Raw genomic sequence first — 17,093 nt, 5'->3', positions numbered from 1 at the left:
CTTAGCCCTGCACCGCACTGAGGGTCAGGTCCAGGCATTTGCGTGCCTTTGTAACCAGCTCATCGATCTCGGCTTTGCTGATCACCAGCGGCGGCGCGATGATCATGGTGTCGCCCACAGCGCGCATGATCAGGCCATTATCGAAGCAGAACTGGCGGCAGATCATGCCGACGCCCTTGCCTTCGTAACGCTTGCGCGTCGCCTTGTCCTGCACCAGCTCGATCGCGCCCAACAGACCGACCCCGCGAACCTCACCCACCAACGGGTGATCGTTCAGTTCCCGCAGACGTTTCTGCAAATACGGTGCCGTTTCGTTGTGCACGTTCTCGATAATTTTTTCATCGCGCAGGATGCGGATGTTTTCCAGGCCTACCGCTGCCGCCACCGGGTGACCGGAGTAGGTAAAGCCATGGTTGAAATCGCCGCCTTCGTTGAGCACCGCAACAACGGAATCGCGAACGATCAGGCCACCCATCGGGATGTAGCCGGAGGTCAGGCCTTTGGCGATGGTCATCATGTCGGGTTTGAGGTCGTAGAAATCGCTACCAAACCACTCACCGGTGCGGCCAAAACCGCAGATCACTTCGTCCGCAACGAACAGGATGTCGTACTTGGCGAGGATTTCCTTGATGCGCGGCCAGTAGGTATCTGGCGGAATGATCACGCCGCCGGCGCCCTGGATCGGCTCGGCAATAAAGGCACCGACGTTGTCGACGCCGACTTCGAGAATTTTTTCTTCCAGCTGATTGGCCGCCCAGATACCGAATTCTTCCGGGGACATGTTGCCACCCTCGGCGAACCAGTACGGCTGCGCGATGTGAACGATGCCCGGGATCGGCAAGTCGCCTTGTTCGTGCATATACGTCATGCCACCGAGGCTCGCGCCGGCCACGGTCGAACCGTGATAACCGTTCTTGCGGCTGATGATGACTTTCTTGTTCGGCTGGCCCTTGATCGCCCAATAGTGGCGAACCATGCGCAGCATGGTGTCGTTGCCTTCGGAGCCGGAACCGGTGAAGAACACATGGTTCATGCCTTCCGGCGCCACGTCGGCAATCGACTTGGCCAGTTCCAGTGCCGGCGGATGCGCGGTCTGGAAGAACAGGTTGTAGTACGGCAGTTCACGCATCTGTCTGGCGGCCGCGTCGGCCAGTTCATCGCGACCGTAGCCGATGGCCACGCACCACAGACCAGCCATGCCGTCGAGAATCTTGTTGCCTTCGCTGTCCCACAAGTACACGCCTTTGGCGTTGGTGATGATCCGCGGGCCCTTCTCTTTCAGCTGCTTGAAATCGCTGAACGGGGCCAGGTGGTGATCATTGCTGAGTGCTTGCCACTCGCGGGTTTGCGGGTTGTTGCTGGTCATGCCAATTCTCCTTGTTATCGGTGAAGGCGCGGCTTTTCAGGGCCGCGCCTGGCGTATCAGACGGCGAAGAGCAGGTACTCACGCTCCCAGGAACTGATCACGCGCTTGAAGTTTTCATGCTCGGCCCGCTTGACCGCGACGTAGCCCGTGATGAAAGTTTTGCCCAGGTACTTCTCGATGGTGGCGCTGTTTTCCATACGTTCCAGCGCGTCTTCGATGGTCAGCGGCAGGCGCAGGTTGCGGCGCTCGTAACCACGACCAACGACGGGTGCGCTCGGATTGAGGCCCTCGACCATGCCGATGTAACCGCAGAGCAGACTCGCGGCAATCGCCAGGTAGGGGTTGGCGTCGGCGCCAGGCAAACGGTTCTCCACGCGGCGATTCTGCGGACCGGCATCCGGTACACGCAGGCCCACGGTGCGGTTTTCTTCGCCCCACTCGACGTTTACCGGAGCCGAGGTATCCGGCAGGAAGCGGCGGAACGAGTTGACGTTCGGCGCGAACAGCGGCAGCAACTCCGGGATCAGTTTCTGCAGGCCACCGATGTGGTGCAGGAACAGTTGGCTCATGGTCCCGTCCTCGTTGGAGAAGACGTTCTTGCCGGTCTCGATATCGATGATGCTCTGGTGCAGGTGCATCGCACTGCCAGGCTCGCCGGTCATTGGCTTGGCCATAAAGGTGGCGGCCACGTCGTGCTTGAGCGCGGCTTCACGCATGGTGCGCTTGAACACCAGAATCTGGTCGGCCAGCGACAGCGCGTCGCCGTGACGGAAGTTGATTTCCATCTGCGCCGTGCCGTCTTCGTGGATCAGCGTGTCGAGGTCCAGCTCCTGCAGTTCGCACCAGTCGTAGACGTCTTCGAACAGCGGATCGAATTCGTTCGCCGCCTCGATCGAGAACGACTGACGACCGATTTCCGGACGGCCCGAGCGGCCAATCGGCGGCTGCAACGGATAGTCAGGGTCGTCGCTGCGCTTGGTCAGGTAGAACTCCATCTCCGGCGCGACGATGGGCTGCCAGCCTTTGTCGGCATAGAGTTTGAGAACTTTCTTGAGGACGTTGCGCGGCGACAGCTCAATCGGGTTGCCTTGCTTGTCGTAGGTGTCGTGGATCACCTGAGCAGTCGGCTCGATGGCCCACGGCACCATGTACACGGCGTTCTGGTCGGGACGGCAGATCATGTCGATGTCGGCCGGGTCGAGCAGTTCGTAATAGATGTCGTCTTCGACGTAATCGCCGGTCACGGTCTGCAACAGCACGCTCTCTGGCAGGCGCATGCCTTTTTCGGCGATGAATTTGTTGGTCGGCGAAATTTTGCCACGGGTGATCCCGGTCAAGTCGGCGATCATGCATTCGACTTCTGTGATCTTGTGGTCTTTCAACCAATCGGTGAGCTGGTCGAGGTTGTTACTCATAAATGCCTCTGGGCTGAGTCTCCTGACAGGGTGTCAGGCAAAGTTTGACGCGGCTGCGTCGCGTTAAAGGGGGCTTGCTCGCGCAGTGCCGGCTTACGCCTGGCACCGCGCATAGACAATGAAAGAGGAGCTTACCTGCCCTTTACGCTGGCGTTGCATTTCCTGTGCACATTGCGCCCGTGCAGAATCACGAGCACGGTGTGCGGAGCGGTACAGGCTTTGAGAGTGAAAGAGATCTATATTGAAAGGAGACGCCATAAACAGAGTGCTGTGCCGTGTGTCCAGAATATCGGACGTTGCCGTTTCGGCTGGCGCTGACGAGAATGTCGTAAACAATCCGCAAGGCAGGCTGGCTGCGCTAAGGACGGATTTTTCGCCACTGATGTGATGAGCATGCAGACCGGACTGTTGCGAGCAGTCGGTGATGCCGATTAACGGCAGGCGAGACATGAAGCACCCCGGTATTATTGCTGTTATGGGTTTGAACCGAGCTTAGCCTTGTTCATTTTTTTACACAACACCCCCGTAAAAAATACAACACGGCCTGCTCAAGCCTGCGGGTGCCAAGCGTCCCAGGGAGCAAAAACCGCCCCAAAGTGCCCCATAAATGCCCTCACGGCGCTTTTTTAGGGCAAAAAAGGCCTCGCTTGACTTCGGCAGGCCGTTCGGGTTGACTGAAACCAGAAAAGATCAATGATTGATATTTTTAACAACAAAGGTGTTGCATCATGTCGGTACCCCCGCGTGCCGTTCAGCTTAACGAAGCGAACGCGTTCCTTAAGGAACATCCTGAGGTTCTGTACGTTGACCTTCTGATTGCGGATATGAATGGTGTGGTGCGCGGCAAGCGCATTGAACGCACCAGCCTCCACAAGGTTTACGAGAAAGGCATCAACCTTCCGGCCTCTCTATTTGCTCTGGATATCAATGGTTCGACGGTGGAAAGCACCGGCCTGGGCCTGGACATCGGCGACGCCGACCGCATCTGCTATCCGATCCCCGATACCCTGTGCAACGAGCCATGGCAGAAGCGCCCGACCGCGCAACTGCTGATGACCATGCACGAACTCGAAGGCGACCCTTTCTTCGCCGATCCCCGTGAAGTGCTTCGTCAAGTTGTTGCAAAGTTTGACGAGCTGGGCCTGACCATCTGCGCGGCCTTCGAACTCGAGTTCTACCTGATCGACCAGGAAAACGTGAACGGCCGTCCACAGCCGCCACGCTCGCCGATCTCCGGCAAACGTCCGCACTCGACTCAGGTCTACCTGATCGACGACCTCGACGAATACGTCGACTGCCTCCAGGACATTCTGGAAGGCGCCAAAGAGCAAGGCATCCCGGCCGACGCCATCGTCAAGGAAAGTGCCCCGGCGCAGTTCGAAGTGAACCTGCACCACGTCGCCGACCCGATCAAGGCCTGCGACTACGCGGTACTGCTCAAGCGCCTGATCAAAAACATCGCCTACGACCATGAAATGGACACCACCTTCATGGCCAAGCCGTATCCGGGCCAGGCGGGCAATGGTCTGCATGTACACATTTCGGTACTCGACAAAGATGGCAAAAACATTTTTGCCAGCGAGGATCCCGAGCAGAACGCCGCGCTGCGTCACGCGATCGGCGGTGTGCTCGAGACCCTGCCGGCGCAGATGGCTTTCCTCTGCCCGAACGTCAACTCGTACCGTCGTTTCGGCGCACAGTTCTATGTACCAAACTCGCCAAGCTGGGGTCTGGACAACCGCACCGTAGCGATTCGCGTACCGACCGGTTCGTCCGATGCCGTGCGTATCGAACACCGCGTGGCCGGTGCCGACGCCAACCCGTACCTGCTGATGGCTTCGGTTCTGGCCGGCGTGCACCACGGTCTGACCAACAAGATCGAGCCGGGCGCGCCCGTTGAAGGCAACAGCTACGAGCAGAACGAGCAAAGCCTGCCGAACAACTTGCGCGATGCCCTGCGCGAGCTGGACGACAGCGAGGTGATGGCCAAGTACATCGATCCGAAGTACATCGATATCTTCGTCGCCTGCAAGGAAAGTGAGCTGGAGGAGTTTGAACACTCCATCTCCGACCTTGAGTACAACTGGTATCTGCACACCGTTTAAGCGGATTGCAGCTGCATGAAAACGCCGTTGGCTAGCGCAGCCGACGGCGTTTTTTTATGGCCGCCTGCGGCGGTTCGGGAGCAAGCCCCCTCCCACAATAAAACGCCTGTGTACGCATGATTCATATTCACTGGAGATCCCTTGTGGGAGGGGGCTTGCTCCCGAAGACGGCCGACAAGACAACACAAGAGCCGGCTCGTACAATGCCCGCTGCCCCGCAGGAGACTTCCATGACGCGTCCCGCCCCCGTTCGCAAACCCCGTGCCCGCAGTCAGGCGCGGATCGATTCGATACTCGATGCCGCCCGCACGCTGCTGGCTGCCGAGGGTGTGGCCAGTCTGTCGATCTACAGCGTCGCCGAGCGCGCGCAGATTCCGCCATCCTCCGTGTACCACTTCTTCGCCAGCGTACCCGCGCTGCTCGAAGCGTTGACGGCGGACGTGCACGCCGCGTTTCGCGCTTGCCTGCAAGCGCCGATCGATCACGAAGCCCTGCGAGACTGGCGTGATCTGTCGCGGCTGGTCGAACAACGGATGCTGGAGATCTACGACGAAGACGCGGCGGCGCGCCAGTTGATACTCGCTCAACACGGCTTGACCGAAGTGACCCAGGCTGACCGTCAGCACGATATCGAGCTGGGCGACCTGATGCACAAGCTGTTCGACCATCACTTCGAGTTGCCGAGACTGCCGGAGGATGTCGACGTGTTTGCCTTGGCGATGGAACTGGGCGACCGGGTGTATGCACGCTCGGTGCAGCAGCACGGGCAGATCACGCCGCGCATGGCGGAGGAAGGGATGCGCGTGTTTGATGCCTATATCGGGTTGTATCTGCCGCCGTATCTACCCAAGAGAATTCTCTAGCGCCCTTACCGGCCCCTTCGCGAGCAAGCCCGCTCCCACAGGGGATCGCATTCCAATGTGGGAGCGGGCTTGCTCGCGAAGGCCGCGCCGCCAATTTCAGGCCAGGCACAAAAAACCCCGAAGGGCTCACGCCCTCCGGGGTTGTTTTTACTCACCGGATTACAACTTGGCAATCGACACCTCGGTGGATTTCACAAAGGCGATCACTTCGCTGCCCACAACCAGCTCCAGCTCCTTGACCGAACGGGTAGTGATCACCGAAGTAACGATGCCGGAAGCGGTCTGCACGTCGATTTCCGACAGCACGTCGCCGAGGACGATTTCCTTGATCGAGCCTTTGAACTGGTTACGGACGTTGATGGCTTTGATAGTCATGATATTTCTCCTGAGATCGAAATAAGCGGCAAGTGGCAAGCTTGAAGCGGCAAGCAAAAGCACAGCGCTTCTACTTGTAGCTTGTAGCTTGAGGCTCGCAGCGGCTTCATTGCGCACAACGCAGTTGCGCAGGCAGTGGTGAAACAGGTTCCGGCGCCGGCGGCTCGCCGGGCAGGGACAGAACACGGTTGAGCACTTCGGTTTCCAGCGCTGCCAGGCGATGCGAGCCACGCGCCCGTGGGCGCGGCAGCTCGACGTGCAGATCAAGGCCGATTTCGCCGTCCTCGATCAGAATCACCCGGTCGGCAATCGCTACCGCTTCGCTGACGTCGTGGGTCACCAGCAGCACGGTGAAGCCGTGTTGCTGCCAGAGACGTTCGATCAGTTGCTGCATTTCAATGCGGGTCAGCGCGTCCAGTGCGCCAAGGGGTTCGTCGAGCAACAGCAGGCGCGGTTGATGGATCAGTGCCCGCGCCAGCGCGACACGCTGCTTCTGTCCACCGGACAACGCTGCCGGCCACTCATGGGCGCGATCCGCCAGCCCCACTGCTTCCAGTGCGGCTAACGCTTGTGGGCGCCAGTTGCCTTTGAGGCCGAGGCCGACGTTGTCGATGATCTTTTTCCACGGCAGCAGACGTGCTTCCTGGAACATCAGTCGCGTGTCTTGCCGCGCTTCGCTGAGCGGCGCAGCACCCGCCAGCAGGTCGCCGCCAGTCGGTTGATCGAGGCCGGCGAGCAAGCGCAGCAGGGTACTTTTGCCGCAACCGCTGCGCCCGACCACGGCGACGAATTGCCCCGCCGGAATGTGCAGATCGATGTCGCGCAGTACCTGCCGCGCACCGAAGGTTTTCTGCAGGTTGCGCACCACCAGAGGACTCCCGCGCAGCAGGCGTGGAGGTTGTTGAGCGGTCATGCCGCACCTCCTTTGGCCACCTGATAAGCCGGATGCCTGCGCAACCACACACGCTCAAGTCCACGGGCGGCGAGGTCAGCGAGTTTGCCAAGCACCGCGTAAAGCAGGATCGCCAGCACCACCACATCGGTCTGCAGGAACTCGCGAGCATTCATCGCCAGATAGCCGATGCCCGAGCTGGCGGAGATGGTTTCGGCAACGATCAGCGTCAACCACATAAAGCCCAGGGCGAAGCGCACGCCGACCAGAATCGAAGGCAGCGCCCCCGGCAGAATCACCTGCCAGAACAGGCTGAAACCACCCAAGCCATAACTGCGCGCCATCTCCACCAGCGCCGGGTCGACGTTGCGGATGCCGTGATAAGTGTTGAGGTAGATCGGGAATAACGTGCCCAGTGCCACCAGAAAAATCTTCGCCGACTCGTCGATGCCGAACCACAGGATCACCAGCGGAATCAGCGCCAGGTGCGGCACGTTACGGATCATCTGCACCGAGCTGTCGAGCAGGCGCTCGCCCCATTTCGACAGGCCGGTGATGAACCCCAAGACCAGACCGATGCTGCCACCGATAGTGAAACCGAGGGCCGCGCGCCAGCCGCTGATCGCCAGGTGTGTCCAGATTTCGCCGCTGCGCACCAGGCTCACGCCGGCCTCGATCACCGCCACCGGAGCCGGCAGAATCCGTGTCGACAACCAACCCGCCGACACCGACAACTGCCACACCGTCAGCAACAACACCGGCAGCGCCCAGGGCGCGAGGCTATGGATGATTTTCTTCATGACGCGCCTCAGCTCTGCGACGCGGCTTTGGGAAGAATGTCGTTGGCGACCATCTCGCCGAACGGACTGACATAACCGGCGCTTTTCGGCAGTTCCGGGCGTTCGACGTCGAGGTGCGGGAACAGCAGCTCAGCGACGCGATACGACTCTTCAAGGTGTGGATAACCGGAGAAGATGAAGGTGTCGATGCCCAGATCGGCGTATTCCTTGACCCGCGCAGCCACGGTCGGGCCATCGCCGACCAGCGCCGTACCGGCACCGCCGCGTACCAGACCGACGCCAGCCCAGAGGTTCGGGCTAACTTCGAGGTTGTCGCGGCTGCCGCCGTGCAGTGCGGCCATGCGTTGCTGGCCGACCGAATCGAACCGCGCCAGTGAAGCCTGAGCGCGAGCGATGGTGTCGTCGTCCAGATGCGAGATCAGCCGATCCGCTGCTTGCCACGCTTGAGCATTGGTTTCGCGGACGATGACGTGCAGACGAATACCGAAGCGCACAGTGCGGCCAAGCTTCGCGGCTTTGGCGCGCACCTGTGCGATCTTTTCTGCCACCGCCGCCGGGGGCTCGCCCCAGGTCAGGACCATTTCCACTTGTTCGGCAGCCAGATCCTGCGCCGCTTCCGACGAGCCACCGAAATACAGCGGCGGACGCGGTTGCTGGATCGGCGGATAGAGCAACTTCGCGCCTTTCACGCTGATGTGCTGGCCGTCGTAGTCCACGGTTTCGCCTTCCAGCACACGACGCCAGATGCGGGTGAATTCCACCGAGGCCTGATAGCGTTCTTCGTGGCTGAGGAACAAACCGTCGCCAGCCAGTTCTTCCGGGTCACCGCCGGTGACCAGATTGAACAGCGCACGACCGCCGGACAGACGATCCAGCGTCGCAGCCTGCCGCGCCGCGACCGTCGGTGAAATGATCCCGGGGCGCAGGGCAACGAGGAATTTCAGGCGCTGGGTCACCGGGATCAGCGATGCTGCCACCAGCCACGAGTCTTCGCAGGAGCGGCCGGTAGGAATCAGCACGCCGCCGAAACCCAGACGATCCGCCGCTTGCGCGACCTGTTGCAGATAACCGTGGTCGACGGCGCGAGCGCCTTCGGCGGTGCCAAGGTAATGGCCATCGCCGTGGGTAGGCAGGAACCAGAAGATATTGAGGCTCATGGAGTGGTCTCCTTGCGAATTCGAGTTACCGGGCTTGGGTGGCCGAGCTTTGGGCCACAGCGGCCGGTGGTGTCCAGATCACATCCTTGATGCTCAGCGGCTTGGGAATCAGCTTGAGCTGGAAGAACGTGTCAGCGATTTTCTGTTGCGCGGCGACCACTTCCGGGGTCAGGAACAGCGCGCCGTAGCCCTGGCGTTTGACCGAGGTCCGGGTGATGTCCGCCGGCAGGCCGAGCAGTGGCGCGACTTGTTGGGTCACCTCTTCAGGATTGGCTTTGGACCACTCGCCGACCGCGCGCACTTCCTCGACAAGGGTTTTGATCACCTGAGGATTTTTCTCGGCGTAAGGCTTGGTCGCGAGGTAGAACTGGTGGTTGTCGACGATGCCTTTGCCGTCGCGCAGGGTGTGGGCTTGCAGTTGCTTCTCGGCGGCGGCCTGATACGGGTCCCAGATGACCCAGGCATCGACGCTGCCACGTTCGAACGCGGCGCGGGCATCGGCGGGCGGCAGGAATACGGTTTGAATGTCGCTGTACTTGAGACCGGAATCTTCCAGTGCGCGCACCAGCAGGTAGTGGACGTTGGAGCCTTTGTTCAGCACGACTTTCTTGCCCTTGAGATCGGCCACCGATTTGATCGGCGAGTCTTTCGGTACAAGGATCGCTTCGCTGTTCGGCGCTGGCGGCTCATAGGCGACGTAGAGCAGATCGGCGCCGGCTGCCTGAGCGAAAACCGGCGGGGTTTCGCCGGTGACACCGAAGTCGATCGAGCCGACGTTCAAGCCTTCCAGCAGCTGCGGGCCGCCGGGGAATTCAGTCCATTGCACGTCGACGCCTTGGGCGGCCAGACGTTTTTCCAGCGTGCCCTTGGCTTTGAGCAGCACCAGCGTGCCGTACTTCTGATAACCGATCCGCAATGTCTCGGCTTGAGCTTGAGTGATGGCGCCGAAGGTGACAGCCGCAGCAAACAGAGCGACCAGACCACGACGCAAAAATACAGTGCGCATAGCGCTCTCCTTTTTTGCTGTTGGGTTTTGGCTGCACCTGCTTGGCCGTTAGCGGCAAAGTAAGGTGAGTTACATCAAGTTGGGGTGTGCCTTAAATGCTCCAGCGAGCACTCAACAAACGTTCATTCAACAAGCCGGGTTCCAGCGGTTTCGGCCGGCGCGCCATGGCGCCGAAAAACTGATCCAGTGCTTCATGCAGACGCTGCTCCAGCGCCGGTGCCAGTTGCGCCGCTGCACTGCTCTCGCCGTAGGCGATCTGGCTGTCCTCGGCGAAAATCCCCTGGAGCATTTCCTGGGCTTTGAGCGCCGACAGCACGGGCTTGAGGGCGTAATCGACCACCAACATGTGGGCGATGCTGCCGCCAGTAGCCATCGGCAAAACGACCTTGTGGTTCAGGGCGCGCTCGGGCAGCAGATCCAGCAGCGTCTTCAACGCGCCGGAAAACGAGGCCTTGTAAACCGGGGTGGCGATCAGCAGACCGTCGGCGTTTTCGATCTGCTGCAGCAGGTCGAGCACTTTCGGGCTGTCGAAGCGGGCGTGGAGCAGGTCTTCAGCCGGGAAGTCCCGCACCTGATAACTCACCACTTCCACCCCTTGCTGCTGTAACCAGCGTTGCGAGCGTTCCAGCAACACCCCGGAACGGGAACGCAGGCTGGGACTGCCACCGAGTGAGACGACCAGCATTCAGGTAATTCCTTAAGCACAAGGCGATTCGCGGATTGCGATCTCGCTTCAATGGAGTGACCTTACCAGCTCATTTATATATCCATAAATCATATTTATTCATTTGGTTATGCGTTATGGAGATATAGAAATTGCTTTGTCCGGGACGAAAAAAAGGCCGTCGTGACGGCCTGAAATCCCCTGCATCTTGGTTCCGAAAGCTGAATTCCGGGTTGCCAGCGCTAACGCCTTCGCGAGCAAGCCCGCTCCCACATTTTGGAATGTGTTCCCCCTGTGGGAGCGGGCTTGCTCGCGAAAGCGCCGGCAGCTACAACAAATATCTCACTGATCATTTGTTCGGCTGTGGCGTCAGGCGCAGATACGGTTTTACCGCGCGATACCCCTTCGGAAAGCGCTGCTTGATCTCTTCTTCATCTTTCAGCGACGGCACAATCACCACCTCTTCACCGTCCTGCCAGTTGGCCGGGGTGGCCACCTTGTAGTTGTCGGTGAGTTGCAGCGAATCGATCACCCGCAGAATCTCGTGGAAGTTGCGACCGGTGCTCGCCGGGTAGGTAATGGTCAGGCGAATCTTCTTGTTCGGATCGATCACGAACAGCGAACGCACGGTCAGCGTGTCACTGGCGTTCGGGTGGATCAGGTCATACAGGTCGGAAACCTTGCGATCGGCATCAGCCAGGATCGGGAAGTTGACGATAGTGTTCTGGGTTTCATTGATGTCTTCGATCCACTTGTGGTGCGAATCCACCGGGTCGACCGACAGGGCGATGGCTTTGACGCCACGCTTGGAGAATTCATCCTTGAGCTTGGCGGTGAAGCCCAGTTCAGTGGTGCATACCGGCGTGAAATCCGCTGGGTGGGAAAACAGCACGCCCCAGCTATCGCCCAGCCACTCGTGGAAACGGATCTTGCCGGCGCTGGAATCCTGTTCGAAATCGGGGGCGATGTCGCCGAGTCTGAGGCTCATGATGCTGCTCCTGATGAGGTATTGGAGACCTCAACTGTAGCTCGGGATTTGCCTTCATGAAAAAGAATAAATAACAAGATATCTAGAACCAAATAGAATATTAAACATCTGTTCACTGGACGCTGGACGCCATCCCGACGAACATCGGCCGCAAGGTTCGAGAAGGCCTTGAGTTGCTGTAAAGAGGGAAATTTCGGGGAGGGCTTACGGGGGTGAGCCTGACTCGATAACGCAAAAGCCCCGTCCGGCGCGATGCCGGACGGGGCTTTTTTTACATCAACGAATCGAGACGCGCGATTACAGCAGCGGGATCGAGTAGCTGACGATCAGGCGGTTTTCGTCCTGGTCACGCTGACCAGCAATGTCGTTGCGCCACGAAGCGTTTTTCCACATGAAGCCAACGTTCTTCAACGGGCCTTCCGGGATCACATACGCTACGGTCAAATCGCGTTCCCACTCGGAGGCGCCGTTGGAGGTTTGCACGCGACCTGCGTTGTAGGTATCGATGTTGTCGCCACGCAGGTAAACCATACCAGCGGTCAAGCCAGGTACGCCCACCTTGGCGAAGTCATAGGAGTAGCGTGCTTGCCAGGTGCGCTCACCGGCACGGCCGAACTTCTGGATTTGCATGTCGGTGATGGTGTAGTTCGACGAACCGTCGCCCTGGTTCAGCCAAGGGAAGTCGCTGCTGCCGTTGCTGACCTGGTAACCACCACCAAAGGTGTGACCGGCAACGGTGTACAGGAACAAGCCGCTGTACAGGTTGTTGTCGACTTTACCGCGACCGTTGGCGAAACCGGCGTAGCTCCCGGTGCTGTAGTAAGCAGGGGTGTCGCCGTTTGCGCCGTCATCGGAGCTGTTGAAGTAACGGAAGTCAGACTTCAGCACGCCCGGACCGATTGCCCAGTTGTGAACCAGGCCCAGAAAGTGTTGCTTGTAGAAATCTTCCAGGTTGCCGTAGTAGTACTGGGCAGTCAGGTCTTTGGTGATTTTGTAGTCACCACCGGCGTAGATGAACTTGTTGCTGTTAACGGCACGCGGTGCAGCGCCGCTGATAGACAGGTTCTCGTTGTTGCTGGAGTTACGACCTTTCACTGCTTCGATCTGACCGCCGACCAGAGTCAGGTCCTTGATCTCGCCGGAAGTGATCTGACCACCCTGCCAGGTTTGTGGCAACAAACGGCCGTCGTTGGTGACGATAACCGGCAGTTTTGGCTGCAGCGTACCCAGCTTCAATTCGGTTTGAGAAATTTTGGCTTTGGCAGTCAGGCCCAGGCTGGAGTAGTTATCAACAGCTTCGCCATTGGATTTGCTCGGGAAAATCGTGCCGCCATACGAAGTGGCGCTGGTTGCACCGTTGGTGCCGCCACCAGTGTCCAGACGCACGCCCAGCAGGCCGATCGCATCGATACCGAAACCGACGGTACCTTGGGTATAACCGGAGATGAAGCGAAGATCGAAGCCTTGGCCCCACTCTTCAGCTTTGCTCTGAGTGGAGTGAGCACCGGAGTCACGGTTGTCGTTATTGATGTAGAAGTTACGCAGCCCCAAAGTTGCCTTGCTGTCTTCGATAAAACCGGCGGCGCCTGCCTGCTGCGCCATAACCCCTACGGCCACAGCCAGGGCCAAGGTGGACTTGTTCATGTATCGCTCCTCTCGTTTCTAATTTTTTGCTTTCTTACTGTCGGTTCCGGGTCTGTTGCCCGAAATCCTGAACGCTTGATTGCTTGATCGCGACGGCCAACTACCCCTGTCGAAGCCGCGAAAGGATACCCCTGCATAGTTCTTAAAAGAATTATTTCACTCTTTTTCAGAGCCTAGAGATATATAAAGGCAGTGCAGACTGGAGGTATCGGCTTCAACGCCAATTCCTGAACCCTTCAGATTGTCGAGGGACAAAAATGCCAAAACACCGCAGCGTTTTTGAACGCTGGACAGGCCCACTTTAGGCTTTCGTCATAAAACGTAAAAAGAATAAAAAAATCTCTTAAGCTAATATTTTGGAATATCAAAAAACACGCAAAAAAAACCCTGCCGGGCGGCAAGGTTTTTTTTCAGGACGTCTTACAGGAAGCTGTAGGTGTAGTTGAAGATCAGGCGGGTCTGATCCTGATCGGCAATGTTGATTTCGCTGCCGCGATAAACACCATTGCGCAGTGTCACACCAAAGCCTTTGAGTGCGCCCTGTTGAACGGTGTAGTCGATACGCATGTCTCGTTCCCACTCGGACATATCGCTACCGGAACCGTTCGTTGCCTTGATGTTGTCGCCATACAGATAAGCAACCGAGGCTTTAAGGCCCGGTACACCCAGCCCTGCGAAGTCATAGGAATATTGGCCGAAGGTGGTGTTTTCACCGGCACGAACGAAACCGTTAATCATGGAGTCGGTGAACAGGTAGAAACTGGCGCCACCGGCACCTTCAGGGCGACCGTTGCCATCGACCACGTTGCCTTGGTTCAGGTAGACGAAACCACCGTCATCGTTGACGCGTTGATGACCAAGCAAGAAGGCATTGCCACCCAAGGTGTAGGTGAACATGGCGCTCCAGGTCTTGTTATCGACCTCGCCCGGGTTCTTGGCATAACCACCGTTATTATTGAAGCGATAGCCTGCGTCGCCGTTCTTGCCATCGGAGCTGCTGTCGAAATAGCGAATGTCGGTCTTGAACGACTGGTTCGAGCTGATCGGGAAGACGTGTACCAGACCGAGGAAGTTCTGTTTGTAATAGTCTTCCAGGTTCGCGTAGTAGTACTGCAGCGTCAGGTCTTTAGTGACTTTCCAGTCTGCACCGGCATAACGGAACTTGTTGCTGTCCTCGGTACCACCTGCGACCGCCAGGCCGGTGGTATTGGAAGAAGCGCGACCTGCGGCATGTTCCAATTGACCTGCGTTGAAGGTGACGTTGTCGATTTCCTTCGAAGTGATGGTCCCGCCTTCAAAAGTCTGCGGTAGCAGACGGCTATCGTTGGCAACGAGAATCGGCATGCTTGGCTGCAAGGCACCACCGTAGTGAGCCTCGGTCTTCGAGAAACGCGCCTTGACGTTACCTGCCACGCGGCTCCACTCGTCAACGGCCGAACCGTCGCTGTCGCTCGGGAAGAATGTGTTGGAATCCGGGTGATGCCCCTTGCCACCATCAAGGTGAATGCCCACCAGTGCCTGCGCATCGAAACCGAAACCGACGGTGCCTTGAGTAAAGCCCGACAGATAATCGAACTTCAGCCCCTCGGCAGTCTCTCTCTGATCTGCACCGCCATCACGGTTATCGCTGTTGAAATACATGGTGCGGGAACTAACGGAAGCCTTGCTGTCTTCGATGAAACCCGCGGCACCTGCCTGCTGCGCCAATACCCCAAAGGCCACAGCCACGGCCAAGGTGGACTTATTCATTGTTAAGCTCCTCTCGTTTCTAATTCTTGTTTGCCTGGCCCGGATCGACGCCCGGGTTCCAAAGGTATGCGATTAGCGCCAGAGCGTGACCCACAAGTCAATCGTAACTTTGTGTGTCTACGACCATAGTCTAAGCTCTGGTTTTTTGGTCCATGCAGGTTCATGAGTTCGTCATGAATCTGAAAAGAATGAATACCTTCTTTTCTAATACCCTTTAGGAATTTCAACCCCGTATTTGCACGTCCTGGTGCTCCCCACTACAACGCGCCGGCTAATTCCTGAAGAGTATTAAACTGCCCTGTTTAGACTGATTTGCCCTGAAGCAATCCTGTAACAGTTCCATCACCCGGCAGTCAGCCCAGCGCACTATCCAGATCAATTGTTACAGTTTGTGTGTCAGCAGTATTTTTTCGAGCACGGCGCAGCCGCCGTCCCAACCGGCATGCACTACGTCATTTCAACCGTGGAATCAGCGGTGGGGAACAGGAACGAGAGGTTCAGACTGGAATGCACAACAGGTGCAGCAATGTGGGGGCTTTGCAGCCTGCCCCCACTCGCCACACCCTGCTGAATCAGAGAGTTTTTTCGAAGATCTTCGAATTACGCTGATAGTTGTAAAGCGACGCCCGCGCCGCCGGCAGGCGTTCAACGCTGCTCGGCTCGAAACCACGCTCGCGGAACCAGTGCGCGGTACGGGTGGTGAGGACGAACAGCGTCTTCAGGCCCTGTGCCCGCGCACGGGTTTCGATGCGTTCCAGCAGTTCATCACCGCGACCGCCATGGCGGTACTCCGGGTTCACCGCCAGGCACGCCAGTTCACCGGCGTCGGAATCGGCAATCTGATACAGCGCCGCGCACGCGATGATCATGCCTTCACGCTCGACCACGCTGAACTGCTCGATCTCGCGCTCCAGCACTTCGCGCGAACGCCGCACCAGAATCCCCTGCTCTTCCAGCGGGCTGATCAAGTCGAGCAAACCGCCGACGTCTTCAATCGCCGCTTCGCGCACCAGTTCGAATTGCTCTTGCGCGACCAGCGTACCGCCACCGTCACGGGTGAACAGCTCGGTCAACAGCGCGCCGTCTTCGGCGTAACTGACGATATGGCTGCGCGCTACGCCGCCACGGCAGGCTTGGGCAGCGGCATCCAGCAGTTCCGCCTGATAATTGCTGCCCAGACGCTGAAGATGCGTCGGCACCTGTTGCGGGCGCAGTTCACGCACCAGTTTGCCGTTTTCGTCGATAAGGCCGAGTTCAGCGCCAAACAGCAGCAGCTTGTCGGCGCCCAGATCGATGGCGGCACGAGTCGCGACGTCTTCGCAGGCGAGGTTGAAGATTTCACCGGTCGGCGAGTAGCCCAACGGCGACAGCAGGACAATCGAGCGCTCGTCGAGCAACCGGTTGATGCCCTTGCGGTCGACCCGGCGCACTTCGCCGGTGTGGTGATAGTCGACGCCTTCGAGCACGCCGATCGGCCGCGCAGTAACAAGGTTGCCGCTGGCCACGCGCAGACGCGAGCCCTGCATCGGCGACGACGCCATGTCCATGGACAGGCGTGCTTCGATGGCGATGCGCAACTGGCCGACGGCGTCGATCACGCATTCCAGGGTCGCGGCATCAGTGATGCGCATGCCGTGGTGGTAATGCGGGGTCAGGCCACGCGCAGCGAGGCGGGTTTCAATCTGCGGACGCGAACCGTGCACCAGCACCAGACGCACACCGAGGCTGTGCAGCAGGACGATGTCGTGGACGATGTTGCCGAAATTCGGGTGCTCCACGCCGTCGCCGGGGAGCATGACGACAAAGGTGCAATCGCGGTGGGCATTGATGTAAGGGGACGCGTGGCGAAGCCAATTGACGTATTCGGGCATGTACCTGGGCCTGTAATAAATAGCAGCCTAAAAAGGGGCGAAACGAAAAACGCACAGCGGGCTGATGGTTATCGTCGGAACAGGCTTGGCGACACGCGCGCTCTCCTCATGAATACGGGTTGGAATGCTGGCAATTTACAGCGTTTGATCAAGCAAAACACACTTCCCTTGTGGGAGCAGGCTCGCTCCCACAAAGGG

The 17,093-nt window shown here is 58.7% G+C and carries 14 protein-coding genes; 2 read left to right on the top strand and 12 right to left on the bottom strand.

Annotated elements, in window-relative coordinates; genetic code table 11:
- Position 1 precedes the first annotated feature (1 nt).
- Together AACY19_RS12210 and AACY19_RS12205 are read right to left on the bottom strand one after the other, a co-directional pair.
- Positions 2-1,366, bottom strand: coding sequence for an aspartate aminotransferase family protein (locus AACY19_RS12210; protein ID WP_339450470.1), 1,365 nt, complete (start codon positions 1,364-1,366; stop codon positions 2-4).
- Between the two features lie 56 nt (positions 1,367-1,422).
- Complete coding sequence (locus AACY19_RS12205; protein WP_007913846.1) at positions 1,423-2,781, bottom strand: glutamine synthetase family protein; 1,359 nt, start codon at positions 2,779-2,781, stop codon at positions 1,423-1,425.
- Between the two features lie 728 nt (positions 2,782-3,509).
- On the opposite strand from AACY19_RS12205, the gene AACY19_RS12200 reads away from it, so the two are divergent.
- Both AACY19_RS12200 and AACY19_RS12195 read left to right on the top strand, forming a co-directional pair.
- On the top strand, positions 3,510-4,886 hold the full coding sequence (locus tag AACY19_RS12200) for a glutamine synthetase family protein (RefSeq protein ID WP_339450469.1): 1,377 nt from the start codon (positions 3,510-3,512) through the stop codon (positions 4,884-4,886).
- A 230-nt stretch (positions 4,887-5,116) separates the two neighbouring features.
- Positions 5,117-5,749 (top strand): TetR/AcrR family transcriptional regulator, encoded by a 633-nt coding sequence (locus AACY19_RS12195; RefSeq protein WP_311884157.1) that lies wholly within the window; start codon positions 5,117-5,119, stop codon positions 5,747-5,749.
- A gap of 159 nt (positions 5,750-5,908) precedes the next feature.
- Here AACY19_RS12195 and AACY19_RS12190 read toward each other — a convergent pair whose 3' ends face one another.
- From AACY19_RS12190 to argA, 10 genes are all read right to left on the bottom strand, one after another.
- Positions 5,909-6,124, bottom strand: a complete 216-nt coding sequence (locus tag AACY19_RS12190; protein ID WP_003229256.1) for a TOBE domain-containing protein — start codon at positions 6,122-6,124, stop codon at positions 5,909-5,911.
- A 106-nt stretch (positions 6,125-6,230) separates the two neighbouring features.
- Positions 6,231-7,037, bottom strand: a complete 807-nt coding sequence (gene ssuB, locus AACY19_RS12185) for an aliphatic sulfonates ABC transporter ATP-binding protein (RefSeq protein ID WP_339450468.1) — start codon at positions 7,035-7,037, stop codon at positions 6,231-6,233.
- Positions 7,034-7,816 (bottom strand): aliphatic sulfonate ABC transporter permease SsuC, encoded by a 783-nt coding sequence (gene ssuC, locus AACY19_RS12180; protein WP_339450467.1) that lies wholly within the window; start codon positions 7,814-7,816, stop codon positions 7,034-7,036. The genes ssuB and ssuC overlap by 4 nt, the downstream gene beginning before the upstream one ends.
- A gap of 8 nt (positions 7,817-7,824) precedes the next feature.
- Positions 7,825-8,973 (bottom strand): FMNH2-dependent alkanesulfonate monooxygenase, encoded by a 1,149-nt coding sequence (gene ssuD, locus AACY19_RS12175; RefSeq protein WP_339450466.1) that lies wholly within the window; start codon positions 8,971-8,973, stop codon positions 7,825-7,827.
- A gap of 25 nt (positions 8,974-8,998) precedes the next feature.
- Positions 8,999-9,979: a sulfonate ABC transporter substrate-binding protein gene (locus tag AACY19_RS12170; RefSeq protein ID WP_339450465.1), complete on the bottom strand. Its 981-nt coding sequence runs from the start codon at positions 9,977-9,979 to the stop codon at positions 8,999-9,001.
- A gap of 91 nt (positions 9,980-10,070) precedes the next feature.
- Positions 10,071-10,664, bottom strand: coding sequence for an NADPH-dependent FMN reductase (ssuE, locus tag AACY19_RS12165; RefSeq protein ID WP_339450464.1), 594 nt, complete (start codon positions 10,662-10,664; stop codon positions 10,071-10,073).
- Between the two features lie 328 nt (positions 10,665-10,992).
- Positions 10,993-11,631: a peroxiredoxin gene (locus tag AACY19_RS12160; RefSeq protein ID WP_339450463.1), complete on the bottom strand. Its 639-nt coding sequence runs from the start codon at positions 11,629-11,631 to the stop codon at positions 10,993-10,995.
- 297 nt (positions 11,632-11,928) lie between these two features.
- Positions 11,929-13,275 carry an OprD family porin gene (locus AACY19_RS12155; protein WP_339450462.1) on the bottom strand — a complete coding sequence of 449 codons (1,347 nt, stop codon included), beginning with the start codon at positions 13,273-13,275 and terminating at the stop codon, positions 11,929-11,931.
- 420 nt (positions 13,276-13,695) lie between these two features.
- Entirely contained in the window at positions 13,696-15,024 is a 1,329-nt protein-coding gene (locus AACY19_RS12150; RefSeq protein ID WP_339450461.1) for an OprD family porin, read from the bottom strand.
- Positions 15,025-15,596: 572 nt separating this feature from the next.
- Entirely contained in the window at positions 15,597-16,895 is a 1,299-nt protein-coding gene (gene argA, locus AACY19_RS12145) for an amino-acid N-acetyltransferase (protein ID WP_339450460.1), read from the bottom strand.
- Positions 16,896-17,093 lie beyond the last annotated feature (198 nt).

The organism is Pseudomonas sp. EA_5y_Pfl2_R50, assembly GCF_963970475.1.
Taxonomy (GTDB): Bacteria; Pseudomonadota; Gammaproteobacteria; order Pseudomonadales; family Pseudomonadaceae; genus Aquipseudomonas.
This window is presented reverse-complemented; position numbering and strand designations above follow the sequence as displayed.